At 63.5% G+C, this 21399-nt stretch carries 16 protein-coding genes; 14 read left to right on the top strand and 2 right to left on the bottom strand.

From position 1 onward, the window contains the following. Positions 1 to 117 precede the first annotated feature (117 nt). The 5 genes from PSH73_RS14715 (at position 118) to PSH73_RS14695 (ending at position 7258) form a co-directional block, all read left to right on the top strand. Positions 118 to 2265, top strand: coding sequence for a TonB-dependent receptor domain-containing protein (locus tag PSH73_RS14715; protein ID WP_305460819.1), 2148 nt, complete (start codon positions 118 to 120; stop codon positions 2263 to 2265). A gap of 168 nt (positions 2266 to 2433) precedes the next feature. Further along, positions 2434 to 2976, top strand: coding sequence for a sigma-70 family RNA polymerase sigma factor (locus tag PSH73_RS14710; protein ID WP_057959224.1), 543 nt, complete (start codon positions 2434 to 2436; stop codon positions 2974 to 2976). Continuing rightward, positions 2976 to 3920, top strand: coding sequence for a FecR family protein (locus tag PSH73_RS14705; RefSeq protein ID WP_305460817.1), 945 nt, complete (start codon positions 2976 to 2978; stop codon positions 3918 to 3920). The genes PSH73_RS14710 and PSH73_RS14705 overlap by 1 nt, the downstream gene beginning before the upstream one ends. A gap of 102 nt (positions 3921 to 4022) precedes the next feature. Continuing rightward, positions 4023 to 6500: a TonB-dependent siderophore receptor gene (locus tag PSH73_RS14700; RefSeq protein WP_057959226.1), complete on the top strand. Its 2478-nt coding sequence runs from the start codon at positions 4023 to 4025 to the stop codon at positions 6498 to 6500. 119 nt (positions 6501 to 6619) lie between these two features. Then, the gene (locus PSH73_RS14695; RefSeq protein ID WP_099170904.1) at positions 6620 to 7258 is read left to right on the top strand and encodes a hypothetical protein; all 639 of its coding nucleotides are present in this window, start codon (positions 6620 to 6622) and stop codon (positions 7256 to 7258) included. A gap of 222 nt (positions 7259 to 7480) precedes the next feature. Here the strand turns inward: PSH73_RS14695 and PSH73_RS14690 are convergent, their stop codons facing one another. Next, positions 7481 to 8026: a hypothetical protein gene (locus tag PSH73_RS14690; protein WP_115128457.1), complete on the bottom strand. Its 546-nt coding sequence runs from the start codon at positions 8024 to 8026 to the stop codon at positions 7481 to 7483. Positions 8027 to 8195: 169 nt separating this feature from the next. On the opposite strand from PSH73_RS14690, the gene PSH73_RS14685 reads away from it, so the two are divergent. Together PSH73_RS14685 and PSH73_RS14680 are read left to right on the top strand one after the other, a co-directional pair. Next, a complete protein-coding gene (locus PSH73_RS14685; RefSeq protein ID WP_169989986.1) occupies positions 8196 to 8525 on the top strand; it encodes a hypothetical protein in 330 nt (109 codons plus the stop codon). Between the two features lie 462 nt (positions 8526 to 8987). Beyond that, positions 8988 to 9236 (top strand): DUF1652 domain-containing protein, encoded by a 249-nt coding sequence (locus PSH73_RS14680; RefSeq protein ID WP_057440802.1) that lies wholly within the window; start codon positions 8988 to 8990, stop codon positions 9234 to 9236. Between the two features lie 3 nt (positions 9237 to 9239). On the opposite strand, the gene PSH73_RS14675 is transcribed toward PSH73_RS14680, so the two are convergent. Then, positions 9240 to 9602 (bottom strand): NUDIX hydrolase, encoded by a 363-nt coding sequence (locus tag PSH73_RS14675; RefSeq protein ID WP_057440804.1) that lies wholly within the window; start codon positions 9600 to 9602, stop codon positions 9240 to 9242. Positions 9603 to 9740: 138 nt separating this feature from the next. Between PSH73_RS14675 and PSH73_RS14670 the strand changes: the two genes are divergently transcribed. The 7 genes from PSH73_RS14670 to PSH73_RS14640 all read left to right on the top strand — a co-directional run bounded on the left by PSH73_RS14670 (position 9741) and on the right by PSH73_RS14640 (position 21374). After that, positions 9741 to 10709, top strand: coding sequence for a Gfo/Idh/MocA family protein (locus PSH73_RS14670; RefSeq protein WP_057440806.1), 969 nt, complete (start codon positions 9741 to 9743; stop codon positions 10707 to 10709). Positions 10710 to 10788: 79 nt separating this feature from the next. Then, positions 10789 to 11406 carry a transcriptional repressor LexA gene (lexA, locus tag PSH73_RS14665; protein ID WP_120733433.1) on the top strand — a complete coding sequence of 206 codons (618 nt, stop codon included), beginning with the start codon at positions 10789 to 10791 and terminating at the stop codon, positions 11404 to 11406. After that, on the top strand, positions 11406 to 12017 hold the full coding sequence (gene imuA / locus PSH73_RS14660; protein ID WP_120733431.1) for a translesion DNA synthesis-associated protein ImuA: 612 nt from the start codon (positions 11406 to 11408) through the stop codon (positions 12015 to 12017). Before lexA ends, imuA begins: the two co-directional genes overlap by 1 nt. Positions 12018 to 12024: 7 nt before the next feature. After that, complete coding sequence (locus tag PSH73_RS14655; RefSeq protein ID WP_170044257.1) at positions 12025 to 13440, top strand: DNA polymerase Y family protein; 1416 nt, start codon at positions 12025 to 12027, stop codon at positions 13438 to 13440. Next, positions 13416 to 16514 (top strand): error-prone DNA polymerase, encoded by a 3099-nt coding sequence (locus PSH73_RS14650; protein ID WP_305460812.1) that lies wholly within the window; start codon positions 13416 to 13418, stop codon positions 16512 to 16514. The genes PSH73_RS14655 and PSH73_RS14650 overlap by 25 nt, the downstream gene beginning before the upstream one ends. Before the next feature lie 135 nt (positions 16515 to 16649). After that, the gene (locus PSH73_RS14645; protein ID WP_057959233.1) at positions 16650 to 18779 is read left to right on the top strand and encodes a PAS domain-containing hybrid sensor histidine kinase/response regulator; all 2130 of its coding nucleotides are present in this window, start codon (positions 16650 to 16652) and stop codon (positions 18777 to 18779) included. 57 nt (positions 18780 to 18836) lie between these two features. Then, positions 18837 to 21374 carry an excinuclease ABC subunit UvrA gene (locus PSH73_RS14640; protein WP_128592936.1) on the top strand — a complete coding sequence of 846 codons (2538 nt, stop codon included), beginning with the start codon at positions 18837 to 18839 and terminating at the stop codon, positions 21372 to 21374. The last annotated feature ends 25 nt before the right edge of the window (positions 21375 to 21399 follow it).

Here is a 21399-nt window from a genome sequence, read left to right as displayed (position 1 = left end):
GGCCTCAAGAGTGAAGGGGCGCTCAGGGCCAGCACATTAGCCTAATCGACGAGGTTTGTGCGTGACCTGCGTATGATCCGCGGCTTCCAACCGCAGACCTCTTCAAGGATACGGCCCATGCGCCTGCGACAACCTCTGCTTGTTCTTTCCCCGCGCTGGCTCGGCTTGGGGGCTGCCCTGACGTTCAGCCACCTGGCCCAGGCCGATGAGGCGCTGCAGTTGGCGCCGCTGCAAGTCACCAGCACCGAACTGAGCGAAGGCGAAGCGGCCCAGGCGCAACTCAAGCAGGTACCCGGTGGGACCAACTACGTTGACATGGCCAGCGTCGAGCAGGGGCGGGTCAGCAGCAATGAAGACGTGTTCAAGTACCAGGCCGGCATCTATGCCAAGGCGGCGAATAACGAAGGGGTGAAAATCTCCATTCGCGGCTCGGGCATCAACCGTGGCCCCGGCAGCCATGCGTCCGGCCTGTATGAAACCATCGACGGCCTGCCACTCACCGGCCCCGGCGGCACGCCTTATGAACTCAAGGACCCGCTGTGGCTCAGCCGCGTCGAAGTGCTGCGCGGTGCCAACGGTTTCGACCGCGGCGCACTGGCCCTGGGCGGGGCGGTCAACTATGTCACCCGCACCGGCTACGATGCGCCCAAGTTGCGCGTGCGTTACGAGGCCGGCAGCCATGGATATGCCCAGCGGGAAATCAGCTCCGGGCAAGTGCTGGGCGATGCCGACTATTACATCAGTCTGACCGACACTGACTACGATGGCTTCCAGCAACAAAGCGCCGGCAGTGGCAAGGGCGTGGCGGCCAACTTCGGCTACCGGCTCAACCCGGACCTGGAAACCCGCTTCTATTTGCGTTACCGCGAAACCGCCAACGACAGCCCCGGCAAACTCACGCGCCAGCAGATCGAGCACAGCCCGCGTGCGGCCAATGCGCTCAATTTGACGCGCGACTCCAAGCGCTTGCAGCCGGGTTCTACCTGGATCGCCAACAAGACCACGCTGCAGTTGGACGATAACTCCCGCATCGAAGCGGGGCTGGTGTACCACGACTACCCCATGGACCTGCGCGAAGGCACCAACCGGCTCAAGGTGGCGTATACCGATATCAGCGGCACCTTGAACTACATCCGCCAGGACACCCTGCTGGGACGCGACAGCAAGACCACGGTCGGCCTGCGCACCACCCAGGGCCTGCCCAATAACGGTGTGTCGGAGTACGTGCGGGTGCCTACCGGTACCACCGCCACCTTCGCCCCGGGCACCAAGACCCGTGACTACAGCTACCTGGGGTCGGATACGGTGCTGCACGTGAGCAACGACCTGGAGCTGCTGCCCGATCTGTGGCTGACCACCGGGCTGGCGGCGATCTATACCCGTCGCGAAACCGAAGTCACCTATCCCGAGACCCATGCCCCCTTGAGCACTCATGCCTGGGACTATGCCCCGCGCGTGGGCCTGCGCTATGACTTCAACCCGCAATTGCAGGTGTATGGCAACCTGAGCCGCTCGGTGGAACCGCCGCATGCCTGGTCGATGATCTGGGGTTCCAACAAGTTCTTTGCCGAAGATGTTAATAATCCGGCTTCAGGCTTGGCCCGCGAAGGCGTTAAGCTGCAAAACCAGACCGCCACCACCCTGGAAGTGGGCGGACGCGGCGAAGCCTGGTTCGGCCAATGGGACCTGGCGCTGTATCACTCGCTGGTGCGCCATGAGTTGCTCAGCGTCGAGACCCAGGCGGCTACGCCCAACCTGTCGCAGGTGGTCGCCGAATCCAACGCCAGCCCGACCATTCACCAAGGCCTGGAACTGAGCCTCACCAGCCCGTTGTGGGAGGGCGGCAACACTGGCCGCCTGGCCCTGCGCCAGGCCTACACCTACAGCAACTTCCACTACCGCGACGAACCGCGCTTTGGCGACAACACATTGCCCGGTATCCCCAAGCACTATTACCAGGCGCAGGTGCGCTACGGCCATCCCAGTGGCTTTTTCAGCAGCCTCAATGGCGAGTACTCCTCGCGGGTGGCGGTGGACTACGCCAACTCCTACTACGCGCGAGCCTATGGCTTATTGGGCGCCACCGTTGGCTATGACGCGCCGAAGCACGACTGGCAAGCCTGGGTCGACCTGCGCAACCTGACCAACCAGCGCTATGCCAATACCGTGACCCCGGGCTATGACGATCATGGCAAGGATATGGCGCGCTCGACGCCGGGCGATGGCATGGGCGTGTATGCCGGGGTGTCCTGGAGCTTGCGCTAAGCAGGCCATTGCCGGCGAACCCCTCGCCATAAGTCGGGCCTCCTGCACCCGTGGGGGACAGCTGGTCTGGATGTGCCTGGGGTTCGTTGCCGAGCCCTTGCCCTGCCATCGTTTTACTGTCATCGTTTGCGCGATTGGTAATCTTTCTTGTTTGAGAAACTTTTGCGCATGCATGACTTTCCTGTGGCCGATTGTGATATAGCCCGCCGCCAGCAGACACTCACCGCGCTCTACAGCGACCACCATTCCTGGTTGCAGGGTTGGTTGCGCAAGAAACTCGGCTGTTCGCAGCATGCGGCGGACCTGGCCCAGGATGCATTTGTGCGGGTGTTGCTGCTGGCCGAGCCCCACAATATTCAGGAGCCTCGGGCATTTCTCGCGACCACTGCCGGGCGCTTGCTGATTGACGGTGCGCGGCGACGCAAGATCGAGAAAGCCTATATGCAAGCCCTGGCGATCCAGTACGAAGACGCTGGCATGCCCGATCCGGCGACCATTCATGTCGCGCTGCAGGCCCTGGAACGCATTGCGCTGATGCTCGCCGGCCTGCCGGACAAGGCCCGCGAAGCGTTTCTGCTCAGTCGCCTGGACGGCCTGACCTACAGTGAAATCGCGGCCCAGCTCCAGGTCTCCTCCAGCACAGTAAAAAACTACATCTCCAGCGCGCTGGTGCATTGCTACCAGACGCTGCATGGCGCGGATCCGCTTTGATGTCCGCCGAACAGATTGTCAGCGAGGCAGCGCAATGGTTGGCGCTGCTCAATGATGAGAAAGTCAGCGCCGCTGACCGCCAGGCATTTGAAGAGTGGTGTGAGGCTGACCCACGCCATCGGGTGGCTTTCGAGCGCATGGGGGCATTGTGGGGCAGCCTCGATGAACTGCCTGCCGAACCGGCACGGCTGGCATTGAATCAAGCCTTCATCCCACGCAAGCCCGGTTACGCCGTGCGCGGCGGGCAGGTCCTGGGGCTGTTGGGTGTGTTGGTGCTCGGCTGGGCGAGCGTCGAGCAACTGCCACTGTGGATGGCCGACCAACGTACCGGCGTCGGCGAACGGAGCCAAGTGGTCCTGGCCGATGGCAGCCGGGTGCAGCTCAACAGCAACTCGGCACTGGACGTGAAATTCGACGGCCAGCAGCGTGTAATCGAGTTGCTCAAGGGCGAGATGTGGGTCGAGGTGGCCAAGGATGCGCAGCGGCCATTTGTGGTGCGCACCGACCAGGGCACGGCGACCGCGTTGGGCACGCGTTTCCTGGTCCGGCGCGCGGTGGATGGCTCGACCGTGGTCACGGTGATCGAATCAACGGTGGCCGCCAAAGGCAATCACAGCGAGGCGGTGAAGGTCACGGCAGGCCAGCGCGCGATCCTCAAGCAGGGCCACGCCCAGCCGGCGCAAGCGGTCGGCAGCGGCGACCCGGCGGCCTGGACCCGGGGCTTGCTCACGGTGGATGACCGGCCGTTGAGCGAGGTCCTGCAAACCCTGGCCAGCTATCGCCATAGCGTGGTGCGTTTTGATCCTCAGGCGTTGCAAAGCATGCGCGTGTCAGGGGTGTTCAAGCTCGATGACAGCGATGCAGCGCTGGCGACCCTGGCGGATAACCTGCCGATCAAAGTGGAGCATTTCACCGACCTGCTGGTGGTGATCAAACCCCTCTGATCTGCCTGAAGACACCCGTTCAAATAAAAACCGGTCTCATTCATACCCGATTTCCCGACATGGCCGTCATGGAATATAGAACCCTCTTTTCCAGGACCTCTCATGTCACGCTTTGCTCGTCCGTTGCACCCGCTGGCGCTGTCAGTGGCGATGGCTTTTGCCGCTGTGCCCCTGACCATTCACACCGCATGGGCTGATGAAAGCAGCCATTTCTCGATCCCTGCCGGTGACCTGAGCCAGGCCCTCAACGGCTTTGCCGAACAGGCCGGGCTGGTCCTGGCCTTTGATCCGGCCTTGACCCGCGGCAAGCGCAGCAGCGGTTTGAACGGGCAGTTGAGCAGCGACGCGGCACTCGCCCAGTTGCTGGCGGGCAGCGGTTTGCGGGCCCAGGCGCTGTCTGCCCAGCGCTATCGCATCGAGCCGATCCCCCAGGCGGATGGCTCAGTGGAGTTGCAAGCCACCACCATCAGCGGCGCCGCTCAAAGTGAAAGCCCCATCGGCCCGGTGTCCGGCTATGTAGCCACGCGCAGCCTGTCCGGTACCAAGACCGACACCGCGCTGATCGAGACCCCACAGTCGATCTCGGTGGTCACCAAAGACCAGATGCGCGCGCAGAATGCCGAGAGCCTCAACCAGATCCTGCGCTACAGCGCCGCGGTCGTCCCGGAAACCCGTGGCGCCACTGCCTCGCGCCTGGACCAGTTGACCATTCGCGGCTTCTCGCCGGTGACTTACCTCGACGGCCTGCGCGTGGCGTCGAGCCGCGATGCCTCGCCGCAAAAGGATGCCTTCGACCTGGAGCGCGTGGAGGTCCTGCGCGGCCCGGCCTCGGTGTTGTATGGCCAGGGCAGCCCCAGCGGCGTGATCAATATGGTCACCAAGCGCCCGCTGGATACGCCTTTTCACGAAGTGGGCGTGGAGTACGGCACCTTCAACAAAAAGCGCACCACCTTCGATCTCAGCGGCCCGCTGGATGAGCAAGGGGTTTACTCCTACCGCGTCGCCGGCTTGTTCGATGATGCCGACGGCCAGGTCGAGCACACCGAGACCCGCCGCCAATCCCTGTCTTCGGCCTTCACCTGGCGCCCGAACGAGGACACCTCGCTGACCCTGCTCGGGCATTTCCAGAAGGATCCCAAGGGCGCTTCCTACGGTTCGATGCCGGCCTGGGGCTCGGTGTTGCATAGCCCGCTGGGGCGCAAGATTGATGTCGATTTCTACGACGGCGAGAAGAACTTCGAGAAGAGTGACCGCGCGCATTACTCCATCGGTTATGCCTTCGAGCATCACCTCGACGACGTCTGGACCGTACGCCAGAACGCTCGCTATATGCGCAGCGAAGGGATCTACCGCAGTATCTACAGCAGCAACCTGCAGGCCGATTACCGCACCTTGAACCGCTCGACCATTGCCACCGATGTCGACATGGATGCCTACAACCTGGATAACCAGTTGCAGGGCAAGTTCGACACCGGCCCGGTCCAGCACACGCTGTTGATGGGGCTTGATTACCAGAACACCAGCGTCGATACCAAGGCCGGTTACGGCAAGGGACCGGACCTGGATATTTTCGATCCGGTATATGGCGCGCCAGTCACCACCCCGGCATTTTCCAGCGACGCCACCCAGCGCAGCGAGCAGACTGGCGTGTATCTGCAGGAGCAGGCGAAGTGGGATAAGTGGGTGCTGTTGATGGGCGGTCGTTATGACTGGGCCAGCACGGATAACAGCTCATTGAGTTTGACCGACGGCAAGAAAACCAAATCCTCCCTGGACAGCAAAGCCTTCACCGGCCGCCTGGGGGTGGTCTACCTCTTCGATAACGGCCTGGCGCCATACGCCAGCTATTCCGAATCCTTCTCCCCGCAATCGGGCACCGGCTACGGTGGTTCGGTGTTCAAGCCCACCGAAGGCAAACAGTACGAAATCGGCATCAAGTACCAGCCGCCAGGCAGCAACAGCTTTATCACCGCCGCCATCTTCGACCTGCGCCAGAACAACGTACCGACCATGGACCCGGACCCAACTCACTTGTGCGGCAATGGTCGCTGCCAGGTCCAGGACGGTGAAGTGCGCTCCCGTGGCTTTGAACTCGAAGGCAAGGCCAGCCTCAACGACAATCTGGATATCACGGCGGCCTATGCCTACCTCGATAACCGCATCAGCAAATCCAACAGCACCGTGCGCTATGCGCCGATCACCGACATTGGCGTCGGCCCCGCCGTGCCGACCCAGGGCACCACGACCTATGCTGTGCCGCGCCACACCGCCTCGGTGTGGGCCGACTACACCTTGCATGACGGCAACCTCAAGGGCTTCGGCGTGGGCGCAGGCGCGCGGTATGTCGGCTCGTCCTGGGGCGATACCGCCAACACCCTGAAGGTTCCGGGCTACACCTTGTTCGATGCGTCGGTGCACTACGACATCCCGCACATCAATACCCAGGGCGACAACCTGCGCCTGGCGCTGAACGCCACCAACCTGGCGGATAAAGAGTACGTGGCGTCCTGCTATTCGTACTCGTGGTGCTGGTACGGCTCGCAACGGACGGTGCAGGCCAGTGCGACGTATCAGTGGTAAACGCCGAGAGTTGATGAGGTTTTTTCCTACAACGGCCTTTTACCCAGGCCGTTGACTCTCTATTATCCGCCCCCAGCACCTCCGGCCATGGAGACGCTCCATCAACTAAGGAAGTCGTAATGCACATTGGAAAAATGCTGGGGTTGGCCCTAATGATGTTGGCAGTGAGTGGCTGCGCCAGCTTCACCAAGGACGAAGTCGCGCCAGTCACCCTGCCATCGAAGGCGAGCTTCGCCAACAAGCCGAACGTTTACGTCGACTTTGATTTCTATCAAGGCGAACCGACCAACGCTGCCGCTGCCGAAGTCCCCCAGGCGCGGGATATGCTGCGTCCGCAGCTGCAAAAAATCCTCACCGATTCCGGCCTGTTCGGTCGCGTGACCCTGGATGAGTTCCAGAAGCAGCCAGGCGATTACAGCCTGCGCCTGAAGGTCTACAACCATCCGCCAGGGGGCGGTCAGATGGTACTGGCGTTTATCAGCGGCTTCACCTTCACCATTATTCCGGCGTTGGGTACCGACCAGTACACCATGAGCCTGGAAGCCCTGGACCCACAAGGCCAGGCGCTTAGCAAAGGCAGCAACCACGATGCGATCAACACCTGGTTGGGTATCTGGTTTATCCCGATGATGGCCTACACGCCAAAAGAAGCGGTGACCGATACTTTCACGCGCCAGGTCAATGCGTTGCTCAAGCAGATGGTCGAGAGCAATAACCTGAAGTACTCGGCACTGGATGGCGGTGTACCGCGGGCCTGATGCGGCCTGCAAAAAAGGGAGCCGGCTGACGGGCTAATACCCGTTAGTTAAGGACGAACACTGTCTCTGTGGCGAGCGGGCTTGCCCGCGTTGGGGCGCGCAGCGGCCCCAACCATGGGACTGCTACGCAGTCCGACGCGGGCAAGCCCGCTCGCCACAATGGGTTCTACTTAACTAACGGGTATTACCCGGCTGACCGGCTTCCTTTTTTTACCTGGTTTTTTACTTGAGTGCCTGGATGAACAGCGGGTCGCTGTACAAGGCTTTGAGCAAGTCACGCACCAGCGGGTTATAGGCATTCGCCGCATTCGGAATCGCAATGGGGCCGAAGAATGAACTGGACCACACGCTGGTCACTTCCTTGGTGGCGTCGTACACCACTGCATCGTTCTTGAACAGGGTGAAGCGCGCGGCCAGCGTGCCGTGGCCTGAGCCTACGCCTGCCGTCAGCTCGTTCTTCACCAGCAGCACGTCAAGGCGGCGTGGCGCGCTTTGATTAAGCAGGCCGGCCAGGGACAGTTCCTGGGTAAGTGCCGCCTGCACATGGGCGGGGATACTGCCGGCGGGCGAACTGATCGGATTGGCCCGAACCATCAACGAACCCTGGCCCGAGGCAGCAGTGACCTTGGCCTGGCTGACGGGCTGCAGCGGTGGCGTCTGCTTGAGGCGCTGGACGTTGTCGAAGTTGGGCTCGTATTGCGTCATGGTCACGCCGCAACCTTGCAGCAGCAGGACTAACAACGGGGCTAACAACAGAAACTTCTTCACGGCATTTCCTTGCGTGAGGGGAATAGTGGCGCGCGATTATGGGCAGCCGCGGGTAGGGCGGCAACCATGGCGGGGAGGGCAGGTGGCCGAGAAGGCATTTTAATGGCCCCCAACTGGCCGATGTTTCGCCAAAATCACTTTTGTTTTCAGGTGGTTAGGTGGGATGCCAATGCGCAACGTAAAAATCACGCTGATTGCCTTGGCCCTGGCGAGCGCTGCGGCGGCGGCCCAGGGCAAGACGCTGCGCGAAGGGGATCGGTACATGTGCAGTTGGGGCGCGGGCACGGCGGCCAGGGCCCAGGAGCTGAAGTTGGCCGGTGTTTCGCTGTATGCCGCGCGGCAGAAAATCCAGCGGTACAAGTTCGACAAGTCCTGGATGCGCATGATGGCCATGGGGATCACCGAGCAGACCTATGACAGCCCCTCGCGGCTCAAACCGACGGCTGTTCGTTCGAGCTTTTATGAAGAGTGCGTGCGCTACAAACTGGCGCGTAAATAGACATGCTACATACTCGGTTATTAACCTGATAGTTATTAGGGTTTTAACCCGGCAAGTTTGGAAGTTGCACCAAAAAGTGGCACGAAAGATATCGCGAACCCTGAAAAATGTGTGGTTATTGAATGACTTAGCGCTGTTTCAATCCGACGAAAGGCTAATAATCAACTTGTTACAGGTTGTCTCGATGGTTATTATGACCGGGCGTTCACCTCCCACGGTTTATGCATTTTTAAATCCCAAGTTTCCATCAGCTACTTGGGATTTTTTTTGTCCGCGATTTGACCTTCATACCTGCCTGGCAGATAAACGTCCGTGGTTTTTCTGGCGCCAGTGCACCAACGCTTTCGCAGAAAAGTGTGGGGTAGCTAACACTTTCGTAGGATTGCCTACACGCGTTGCACAACCTGATCTACCCTGCATGGATCACGTCCATCGCGTCATGTGTGAGCAAGGGTGCCCAGGATGATTCCGATCGCTGAGTTGAGCCGCATCATGGCGTCCGGTTTCGTCCCGCTGTCGTGCGATTGTAGTGTCAACCCCCAGGGTTTCTTGACCATCCGAGTCTTCGAACCGGAGTCCGGTCGCGTCGAGCTGCTGTTGACCGGCGTGTCGCCCCAGGGTCTGGACAGCATCCGTGCCATCTCCAACCTGATTGGCGAACTGCGCACCGAACTCAAGGCCGGGCGCCGTGGGTTTGCGGCATTCGGCTAGGCGTCAGAGCCGGCGCAGAAACGAGCGGACAATGCGCTTGGTGGCGTCGGTGGTGTCCAGTTGCTCCAGGGCACTATAGGCATGCCACTGGCAGTCGGTGATTTCATTGCAGGGCCGGGCCTGGTCGATGTTCACCACTGAGGCTTCAAAGACGTGATGCAGCGTGTCACTGGCCTTCAACTCCTGCAGATACAACAAACCATCCACGTTCAGCCCGGTTTCCTCCTGTAACTCCCGCTCGGCCGCGCCGACTGGGCGCTCATCGCGCTCGACCTTGCCACCGGGCAATGCCCATTTCGACCTGGCCTTGCGCACGAACAGAATGTGCCCCTCATGTTCGCAAATCACCGTTGCGCGTATTTTCATCGTCTGTGCCCCCGCAAGATGATCGTCATAAAAGTGTAATGCAATTGTCATGCTGGGTCTTTATGGGCGGAGGCTGGAGACCGCGCAGGAAAACGCTGATACTGCCCGACTGAAAAAGTACCGATGAAGGAAAGTCATATGAGCACCATCCGCTGGGGCATGATCGGTTGTGGCAGTGTTACTGAAATCAAGAGTGGACCCGCTTTCTACAAAGCGCCAGGCTCGGCCCTGGTGGCCGTGATGGGGCGCCGTGAGGAAGCCGTGCGCGATTATGCGGCACGCCATGGGATTGCCCGGTTTTACACAGATGCCCAGGCGCTGATTGATGACCCCGAAGTGGATGCGGTGTACATCGCTACGCCCCCCGACAGCCACCTGGAATACAGCCTGCTGGTGGCGGCGGCGGGCAAGCATTGTTGTGTCGAAAAGCCGATGGCGCTGAATGCCGAGCAGAGCGCCTTGATGCAGCGCACCTTCGAGCGGGCCGGGCTGCATCTGTTTGTTTCCTATTACCGCCGCTCCCTGCCGCGCTTCCAGCAGGTGCGTGCCTGGCTGCAAGAGGGGCGCATCGGCGAGTTGCGGCAGCTGAACTGGACGTTGTGCAAGCCGCCATCGCCCACGGACACCAACGCGAGCAACTGGCGTACCGATCCGGCGATTGCCGGCGGTGGTTATTTTGCCGACCTCGCCAGCCATGGCTTCGACCTGTTCCAGTACCTGGCAGGGGATATTGTCGAGGTCACGGGTTATACCGCGCGCCAGGCCGGGCGCTATGCGGCGGAAGATGCGGTCACCGCCTGCTGGAGCTTCAGCTCGGGCGCGCTGGGGATGGGCTGCTGGAACTTTGTGGCTGACCGACGCGAGGATCGGGTCGAGTTGATTGGCAGCACAGGGCGCATCAGTTTTTCCGTGTTCGACGAGCAGCCGTTGCAACTTGCAGCCGAGGTCAGCGAAACCCTGCATATTGCCCATCACCCCCATATCCAGTGGCACCACGTGCTGGGCATGAACGCGCATATTCGCGGCGAGAGTGTGCACCCGGCACTGGCGATCGAGGCCTTGAAGACCGACCGCATCATGGATCGGGTGTTGCAGCGCAAGCCCTGACGCCGCCCACCCTTGTCGGAGCCGGCAAGGTGTTGGTCTGACTGGCGGCTATTGTCAGGAATTTCCCATAGGAGTACAAATGTACTCCATGACGACTCTCACTCCCCGCCGTTCCGCCATCCTGAACTTCATCCGCGAACGTATCGCGAAGCAAGGTCAGCCCCCCAGCCTCGCCGAGATCGCCGAGGCCTTTGGTTTTGCTTCGCGCAGTGTGGCGCGCAAACACGTGCTGGCGCTGACCGAAGCCGGGTTTATCGAGGTCAACCCGAACCAGGCCCGGGGGATTCGCCTGCTCAATCAACCGGCGCGGCCTGAGTGGCTGGAGGTCCCGGTGCTGGGCCGCGTGGCCGCTGGCCTGCCCATCGGCGCCGACGCCGAAGTGCACACGCGGCTGATGCTCGACCCGGCGACCTTCGCCCGGGTCCCGGATTACCTGCTGCGGGTCCAGGGGGACTCGATGATCGAGGACGGCATTCTCGATGGCGACCTGGTGGGCGTGCGGCGCAGTGCCGAGGCGCTGAACGGGCAGATCGTGGTCGCGCGCCTGGACGGCGAAGTCACCATCAAGCGTTTCGAGCGAGTGGGCCACAGTGTGCGCCTGTTGCCGCGCAACCCTGCCTATCAACCTATTGTGGTTCGTGCCGACCAGGACTTGGCCATCGAAGGCGTGTTCTGTGGCTTGGTGAGGCAAGGTTGATGGGCGCGGTGGTTGCGCTGGACTCGCTGTTCAATGGCGGGCGGGTGTGGAAGGGGCGGCCGGCCGCGCCGCCGGCCAGTGTGCACCCCACCGGGCTGGCGGCCCTGGATGCGGTGTTGCCCAGCGGTGGCTGGCCGGAGGCGGCCTTGAGTGAAATCCTTGTGGCCCAGCAGGGGGTGGGCGAGCTGCGACTGGTCTGGCCAACCCTGGCGCGGCTGTCGGCGGCCGGCGAGCGGATTGTGCTGGTGGCGCCGCCGTATACCCCATACCCCCACGCCTGGCAGAACGCCGGGGTGGACCTGCGCCAGCTCTCGGTGATCCAGGCCGATGAACGCGATGCCTTGTGGGCGGCCGAGCAATGCCTGCGCTCCGGCAGTTGCGGCGCGGTGCTGTGCTGGCCGCACAAGGCCGATGACCGGGCCTTGCGCCGTTTGCAGGTGGCCGCCGAAACCGGCCAGACCCTGGCGTTCGCCTGGCGGGCCCTGAGCGAGGCGATCAACCCGTCACCGGCCGCCCTGCGCCTGGTCGTCGAACCGAGCCAGGTGCGGGTGCTCAAGTGTCGGGGCGGCCTCGCCCATCCCGCGCCGATTGCCCTGGCCAGCGGGCACTGAGGTTGGTATGCGCTGGGTGTGCATTGTCTTCCCGCAATTGGCGTTGGACGGGGTCTTGCGTCAGCGTCCCGAACCCGACCAACCCTTGGCGTTGTTGGCCGGCCCGCCGCAACGCCGGGTGTTGCAAACCGTCAATGCCGCTGCACGTGCCCTGGGCTTGCGGCCCGGCCAATCCCTGACGGCGGCCCATGCCCTGACCAAGGCTTTTACCTGCGTCGAATACGACCCGGTGGATATCGAGCGCTGCCAGCAATTGCTCGCGGCCTGGGCCTACCGTTTCAGTTCCCAGGTCAGCGTGTTCTATCCGCGGGCCTTGTTGTTTGAAATCGAATCGAGCCTGGGCCTGTTCGGGCCGTGGCCGCTGCTGGAAGCACGCTTGCGCGAGGAACTGACCGCCCTGGGTTTTCGCCACCGTATCGTCGCCGCCCCCAACCCGGCCGCTGCGCGGGTGTTGGCCAATGCCTACGATGGCCTGGCGGTGGCCGATGTCGAGGGTTTACAGCACGCCCTTGGGTCGATGCCGATTGATCGCGTCGGCCTCGACCCGCAAGCCGCCACGGCCTTGTCGCGCATGGGCCTGCGGACCCTGGCCCAGCTGCAGGCGTTGCCCCGGCATACCCTGGCCAGGCGCTTCGACGCGGGGGTGCTCAAGCACCTGGATGCCTTGACCGGGCAACGGCCACTGGCCCTGGATTTTTATCAGCCGCCGGATCGTTTTGATCTGCGCATCGAGTTGAATTTCGATGTGCAGTCCCACCAGGCGCTGCTGTTTCCCTTGCGGCGCCTGACCGGCGACCTTGCGGCGTTCCTTTGTGGCCGCGACAGTGGCGTGCAGCGTTTTGCCCTGCACCTGGAGCATGCCGAGGCGCCCGACAGCGTGATCCAGGTGGGCCTGCTCAGTGCCGAGCGCGAACCCTCGATGCTGTTTGAACTGGCCCGTGGCCGCCTGGAGCAGGTGCAAGTGGCGGCGCCGGTGCGTGGCCTGCGCCTGCTGGCCGAAGACTTGCCGGTGTTTGTACCGCAGCGCCAGGACCTGTTCGACGAGCGCCCGCAGCAAACCCTGCCCTGGGTGCAATTGCGCGAGCGTCTGCGCGCGCGCCTGGGGGATGAGGCGGTGCAGGGCTTGCGTTTTCATGCCGACCATCGTCCCGAGTGCGCCTGGCTGCCGGGCGCCGACAGCCGTGCCTGCCCGGCCTTGAGCCCGGTGCAACGCCCTGGCTGGCTGCTCCATGAACCGACTCTGCTCGCCGAGCAGGGCCTGCAGATCCTGCTGGGCCCGGAGCGCATCGAGTCCGGTTGGTGGGATGGCGCGGATATCCGCCGCGATTACTACCTGGTGCGCACTCGCAGCGGGCAGCAAGGCTGGGCCTATCGCACCGTGGGTGACAGCGCCGGGCTGTGGCTGCAAGGCTGGTTTGCATGATGGAGGGCTACGCCGAGCTGCACTGCCTGTCGAACTTCAGCTTCCAGCGCGGCGCGTCCAGTGCCCGCGAGTTGTTCGAGCGCGCCAAACAGCAGGGGTATCAGGCCCTGGCAATCACCGACGAATGCACCCTGGCCGGCATCGTGCGGGCCTGGCAGGCGGCCAAGGAGGTTGGTCTGGGGTTGATCGTCGGCAGTGAGGTGCGCCTGGAAAACGGCCCGAAACTGGTGCTGCTGGTGGAAAACCTGCAGGGCTACCAACACCTGTGCCGACTGATCACCCAGGCCCGGCGCCGTGCCGCAAAAGGCCAGTACCGCCTGTTACGCGAAGACTTTGCCGAGCCGGTACCGGGGCTGCTGGTGCTGTGGCTGGCCGAGGAGGGCGACACACCTGCCGACGGCCAATGGTTGTGCGAAACCTTCAGCGGGCGGCTATGGCTGGCGGTAGAGCTGCATTGCGCCCAGGACGATGCCCGCCGCCTGGCGCAACGCCTGCAACTGGCCGCCGACCTGCACCTGCCGGCCGTGGCCTGTGGCGATGTGCATATGCATGTGCGCAGCCGGCGTGCCTTGCAGGACACCATGACCGCGATCCGCCACCACCTGCCGGTGGCGCAAGCTGGCCAGCGCCTGCACCCCAATGGCGAGCGGCACCTGCGCAGCCTGGAGGCCCTGGGTGCGTTGTACCCGGCGCACTTGCTCGAAGAATCGCTGCACATCGCCCGCCGTTGCAGCTTCGACCTGAGCCAGTTGCGCTATCAATACCCCAGGGAGCTGGTGCCAGAAGGGCAGAGCCCAAAATCCTGGCTGCGTGCCTTGACCGAAGAAGGCATTGCCCGGCGCTGGCCCGAGGGGGTAGCAGCCAAGACTCTGGAGCAGATCAATAATGAGCTGGAGTTGATCAGCGAGCTGGGCTACGAAAGCTACTTTTTGACGGTGCACGACATCGTGCGCTTCGCCCGCAGCCGTTCGATCCTCTGCCAGGGCCGTGGCTCGGCGGCCAACTCGGCAGTGTGCTTTGCCCTGGGTATCACCGAAATCGACCCCAGCCGCATGAACATGCTGTTCGAGCGCTTCCTGTCCCGGGAACGCAACGAGCCACCGGACATCGACGTGGATTTCGAACACGAGCGTCGTGAAGAGGTGCTGCAATACGTGTTCCAGCGCTATGGCCGGCGCCGCGCGGCCTTGACCGCAGTGGTCAGCAGCTACCACGGTGCCGGCGCGGTGCGTGATGTGGCCAAGGCCCTGGGCCTGCCACCGGATCAGGTCAATGCCCTGGCCGATTGCTGTGGGCGCTGGAGCGATGAAGCGCCGCCATTGGAGCGCCTGCGCGAAGGCGGTTTCGACCCGGACAGCCCGGTATTGCGGCGGGTGTTGGGCCTGACCCAGCAACTGATCGGCTTCCCGCGTCACCTGTCCCAGCACCCCGGCGGTTTCGTGATTTCCGAGCAGCCGCTGGACACCCTGGTGCCCGTGGAGAACGCCGCCATGGCCGAGCGCACCATCATCCAGTGGGACAAGGACGACCTGGACGCCGTGGGCCTGCTCAAGGTGGATATCCTCGCCCTCGGTATGCTCAGCGCGATCCGCCGCTGTTTTGACCTGCTGCGCCGCCATCGTCACCTCGACCTGACGCTGGCGACGGTGCCCTCGGAGGATGCGGCGACCTACGCAATGATCAGCCGCGCCGACACCATCGGCGTGTTCCAGATCGAATCCCGGGCGCAAATGTCCATGCTGCCCCGACTCAAACCCAAGACGTTCTATGACCTGGTGATCGAGGTGGCCATCGTGCGCCCCGGGCCGATCCAGGGCGGCATGGTGCATCCGTATCTGCGCCGGCGGAACAAGGAAGAGCCCACGACCTATCCATCGCCCGAGCTGGAGGCGGTACTCAAGCGCACCCTGGGTATCCCGCTGTTCCAGGAGCAAGTGATGCAGATCGCCATTGTCGCGGCGCACTACACACCCGGCGAAGCGGACCAGTTGCGCCGCTCGATGGCCGCCTGGAAGCGCCATGGCGGCCTGGAGCCCCATCGCCAGCGGCTGCGCGACGGCATGCTCAAGAACGGTTACAGCCAAACCTTCGCCGCCCAGGTGTTCGAGCAGATCAAGGGCTTTGGCAGCTATGGTTTTCCTGAGTCCCATGCGGCCAGTTTCGCCTTGCTGACCTATGCCAGTTGCTGGCTCAAATGCCATGAACCGGCGGCGTTCGCCTGTGCCCTGATCAACAGCTGGCCCATGGGCTTCTACAGCCCGGATCAGATCCTGCAGGATGCGCGTCGCCATCATTTGCAGATTCGCCCGGTGGACGTGACCGCCAGTGACTGGGATTGCAGCCTGGAACCCATTGACGGCCAGCAGCCGGCGATTCGCATGGGCTTGCGCATGATCAGCGGCTTTCGCGAAGAGGATGGCCGGCGTATCGAAACCGCCCGCCAGGCCGCTGGGTTTTGCGGGATCGCCGACCTGGGCGAGCGCGCCCAGTTGGACAGCCGTGCCCAGGAACTGCTGGCCGATGCCGGGGCCTTGCGCCAGTTGGCCGGGCACCGGCACCGGGCACGCTGGGACGTGGCCGGGGTGGAGCAACAGTTGGGGTTGTTTGCCGGGGTGTCGAGCCCGCGGGAGGAGGCGGTGCAACTACCGGCTCCCAGTGTCGGTGAGGACCTGTATGCCGACTATGCCAGTGTGGGCACCACCCTGGGGCCCCATCCCCTGGCGCTGTTGCGTGATCAACTGCGTGCGCGGCGCTGCCGCAGTTCACAGGAATTGCAGGCGGTGGAGCACGGACGCAATGTCAGCGTTGCCGGCCTGGTCACCGGGCGCCAGCGCCCGGGCACGGCCAGTGGCGTGACCTTCGTGACCCTGGAAGATGAGTTTGGCAACCTCAACGTGGTGGTCTGGCGTGAGCTGGCCGAGCGTCAGCGCCAGGTGCTGGTGGGCTCACGGCTGCTCAAGGTGGATGGGCGCTGGGAGGCGGTGGGCGAAGTCCGCCATTTGATCGCCGGCCGCCTGAGCGACCTGACGCCGCTGTTGGCGGGGATCAGCGTGCGTAGCCGGGATTTCCACTGACGGGTAGGGCGCACCGACCTAATCGTCCCTCCTGTGGGAGCCGGCTCCTGCAATGGTTCTTCTACACAGTGAAACCATCGCGCCCGGCTATGCTCCAACATTGGCGACTGTCCTCTCTCTGCACTGAGCTGATCCATGCAATTTCTATCCAATACCTACGGCTGTGACGGTTGGGGCGGTGAAATGGCCCAAAGGATTCGTGCCTTTGACTGGTCCACCACTGACCTGGGCCCCATTGACACCTGGTCCACCAGCCTGACCTGCGCGGTGCAGATGCTCCTCGCTTCGCCAGTGCCGATGGTGATGCTCTGGGGCCGCGCCGGGTACATGATCTACAACGACAGCTATTCGGTGTTTGCCGGCGGGCGCCACCCGTTTTTGCTGGGGGTGCCGGTCGAGCAGGGCTGGCCGGAAGTGGCCGAGTTCAACCGGCATGTCATGGACACCTGCCTGGCCGGTGGCACCTTGTCCTATCGCAACAAGGCCTTGATGCTGCTGCGCAATGGCCGCCCCGAGGATTTGTGGCTGGACCTCTATTACAGCCCGGTGGCCGGCGACGACCAGCATCCGGCCGGCGTGTTGGCGATCGTTGTGGAAACCACCGAGCATGTGCTGTCCGAGCGTTTGCGCCAGGAAGCCGAGGGGGCTTACCGGGTGGCGGACGAACGCTTGCAACTGGCCCTCAATGCCGGGGCGTTGCTGGGGTCGTTTGTCTGGGATGTGCTGCCGGATCGCCTCTCGGGCGACGAGCGCTTCGCCCGTACCCTGGGCCTGTCCATGGACGACGTGGAGCGGGGTGTTTCCATTGCAGTCGCCACCCAGGCCATCCACCCCGACGACTTGGCGCGGGTCAACCGCCTGATTGCCCAGACCCTGGCGACGGGTGGGCCATATAACGTCGAGTTTCGCGTGCGACGCCCGGACGCCAGCTATCTGTGGGTACTGGCCAGCGGGCGTTGCGAGCTGGACGCGGGCGGCCAGCCGTTGCGCTTTCCCGGGGTGATCATTGATATCCATGTGCGCAAGATCGCTGAAGAGTCTCTGCTCAAGCTCACCCATAACCTGGAGCAGCGCGTCGCCGCCGAAGTCCAGGCGCGCTCGGCCGCCGAGGAGCAGTTACGCCAGTCGCAAAAGCTCGAGGCCATTGGCGGGCTGACGGGGGGCGTGGCCCATGACTTCAATAATCTGCTGCAGGTGATTGCCGGCAACCTGCACCTGCTGGCCCGCCATGAGCGCGATAACGCCCAGGTCCAACGGCGCGTCGGTGCTGCCCTGGCGGCCGTCGAGCGCGGTGCCAAGCTGTCCTCGCAACTGCTGGCCTTTGCCCGGCGCCAGCCACTGTCACCGGCGGTGTTCAACCCGCGGCGCATTTATGAAGGCCTGGGTGAGTTGCTGCAGCGGGCCCTGGGGGAAACCATCCAGATTGATGTGCAGTTGCCGCAAGACCCGTGGTGCATTCATGTCGATCGCAATCAACTGGAAAACGCCGTGCTCAACCTGGCGATCAACGCCCGGGATGCGATGAAGGGCGAGGGGGTGATCCGCATCACCGGTGAAAACATCACGTTGTCGCCCGAAGATGGCAGCCGCAGCGGGATTGCCCCTGGCGAATATGTGCGCCTGTCGGTCAGCGACACGGGGGCCGGCATGTCGCCGGCGGTGCTGCAGCGGGTCTTCGAGCCGTTCTTTACCACCAAGCCTGACGGTCACGGCACCGGCCTGGGCTTGAGCATGGTGTTTGGCTTCGTCAAGCAAAGTGGCGGGCATGTGCAGATCAGCAGCGAGCCAGGCCAGGGCACCCTGGTGCAGATGTACTTCCCCCACAGCCTTGAGCCGGAAAGCCAGGAAGCGCCCGACCAAGTGGAGCAGCAGGAAGGCGGCCGGGAAACCATCCTGGTGGTGGAGGACAACGAAGGCGTCCGCGGCGCCGCGGTGGAACTGCTGCAACAGGCCGGCTACACGGTACTCACTGCCACCGATGGCGATGACGCCATGCTGATGCTGCGCACCGGCTTGCGGCCGGACCTGATCTTCACCGATGTGGTCATGCCGGGGCGGATCAAAAGTACCGACCTGGCCACTTGGGCCAAGGCGCAACAGCCGCCCATTGCAGTACTGTTCACCTCCGGGCATACCCGTGACATTCTTTCCAGCGACCACCTGCTGGGCAACGACATTCATCTGCTGGGCAAGCCCTACAGCCCCGAGGAACTGGCGCGACAGGTACGCTCGGTATTGACCACGCAGGTGAGCTACTGCGATTGAACGTTTACCCCTGTTGCCGGATCCACCCCTGGACCGCTGACTCTTATAAGGTTGACCATGACTTCATCGCGCCACTTGCCGCCTGCCACTGATCTTCTGGCCGCGCGCCCCGGTTTTGTCCGGGTGCGCGGCGCCCGGGAACATAACCTGCGCAATGTCGATGTGGACATCCCACGGGATGCTCTGGTGGTGTTCACCGGGGTGTCGGGGTCGGGCAAATCATCCCTGGCGTTTTCCACGTTGTACGCCGAGGCGCAGCGGCGTTACTTCGAGTCGGTCGCGCCTTATGCCCGGCGCCTGATTGACCAGGTGGGCGTGCCGGATGTGGACTCCATCGAGGGGCTGCCGCCGGCCGTGGCCCTGCAACAGCAGCGGGGCACGCCGAGCACGCGCTCGTCGGTGGGCAGCGTGACCACCTTGTCCAGCCTGATCCGTATGCTCTATTCCCGTGCCGGCAGTTATCCGCCGGGGCAGCCGATGCTGTATGCCGAAGACTTTTCGCCGAACCTGCCCCAGGGCGCCTGCCCGCAGTGCCACGGCCTGGGCCGCGTGTATGAAGTGACCGAGGCACTGATGGTGCCCGATCCGTCCCTGACCATCCGCCAGCGGGCGGTCGCCGCCTGGCCGCTGGCCTGGCAGGGGCAAAACCTGCGGGACATCCTTGTGACCCTGGGTTACGACGTCGATATCCCCTGGCGCGAGCTGCCGAAAAAACAGCGCGACTGGATCCTCTTCACCGAGGACACGCCCACGGTGCCGGTGTATGCCGGCTTGACCCCGGAGCAGACCCGCGACGCCCTCAAGCGCAAACTCGAACCCAGCTACCAGGGTACTTTCAGCGGCGCCCGTCGCTACATTCTGCATACCTTCACCCACACCCAGAGCGCGCTGATGAAAAAGCGTGTCGCGCAATTTATGCAAGGCAGCCCGTGCCCCTTGTGCGAGGGCAAGCGCCTGACCAAGGCCGCGTTGTCGGTGAAGTTTGCCGGGGTGGATATTGGCGAGCTGTCGCAACTGACATTGTTGCAACTGGCGCAGCTCCTGCGCCCGGTGGCCGAGGGCAAGGGTCGGGTAAAACTCTCGGTGGAAAAACGCCTGGCCGCCCAGCGCATCGCCCAGGATTTGCTGGAGCGGGTCAGCACCCTGACCGACCTGGGCCTGGGCTATCTGTCCCTGGAGCGCAGCACGCCAACCCTGTCCTCTGGCGAATTGCAGCGCCTACGCCTGGCGACGCAACTGGGCTCGCAACTGTTCGGCGTGATCTATGTGCTGGACGAACCGTCGGCCGGCTTGCATCCGGCGGATGGCGAAGCCCTGTTCACGGCGTTGGAGCGCCTGAAAGCCGCCGGCAACTCACTGTTTGTGGTGGAGCACGACCTGGAAACCATGCGCCGTGCCGACTGGTTGATCGACGTCGGCCCGGCGGCGGGCGAGCAGGGTGGCCAGGTCCTGTACAGCGGCCCACCGGCAGGCCTGGCACAGATTGCAGCGTCACAGACCCGCGAATACCTGTTTGCCGAGCCGCGCCCGCTGAACACCTCGCGCCGTGCGCCGAGCGGCTGGCTCAGCCTGGAAGGGGTCAGCCGCAATAACCTCGACGAGGTGAGCGTGGACTTTCCCCTGGGCTGTTTTACTGCTGTGACGGGGATTTCCGGCTCGGGTAAATCCAGCCTGGTCAGCCAGGCCCTGCTGGACCTGGTGGGTGAGGGGCTGGGTCGGGTGGTGGTCAGCGACGACGAGCCCGACCTCGAAGACCCGGCGCCGCAAACCAGCAGTGGCCGCATCCGCGCGGGCCTGGAGCAGATCCGCCGCCTGGTGCAGGTGGACCAGAAGCCCATCGGCCGCACCCCGCGCTCCAACCTCGCGACCTACACTGGCCTGTTCGATAACGTGCGCAAGCTGTTCGCCGCTACCCCAGCGGCGAAAAAACACCACTACGATGCCGGGCAGTTCTCCTTCAACGTCGCCAAGGGTCGTTGCCCGAAGTGCGAGGGTGAGGGGTTTGTCAGCGTCGAATTGTTGTTTATGCCCAGCGTCTACGCACCTTGCCCGACCTGCCACGGCGCGCGCTACAACCCCCAGACCCTGGCGATTACCTGGCAGGGCCTGAACATTGCCCAGGTGCTGGGCTTGACCGTTGAGCAGGCGGTGGACGTCTTCGCCGAACAACCCAGCGTGCTGCGCGCGTTGCGGGTCCTGCGCGACATCGGCCTGGGCTACCTGCGCCTGGGCCAGCCGGCCACCGAGCTGTCCGGTGGCGAGGCCCAGCGGATCAAACTGGCCACCGAACTGCAACGTACCGCACGGGGCGCAACCCTGTATGTCCTCGACGAGCCCACCACCGGCCTGCACCCCCGTGATGTCGACCGCCTGCTGCTGCAACTCAACCACCTGGTGGATGCCGGTCACACAGTGATCGTGGTCGAACACGAAATGCGCGTGGTGGCCCAGAGCGACTGGGTCATCGACATCGGCCCAGGCGCCGGCGACCAGGGCGGCAACGTCGTCGCCAGCGGCACGCCCCAGCACCTCGCCCAGAACCAAACCAGCCGCACTGCCCCCTTCCTCGCACGCGAGCTGGGGCAAGGGAATTGACCTTGGGCATGACAAGAGGCCCCTG

Source organism: Pseudomonas sp. FP2294, assembly GCF_030687625.1.
In the GTDB taxonomy this organism is placed as follows: Bacteria; Pseudomonadota; Gammaproteobacteria; order Pseudomonadales; family Pseudomonadaceae; genus Aquipseudomonas; species Aquipseudomonas shahriarae.
This window is presented reverse-complemented; position numbering and strand designations above follow the sequence as displayed.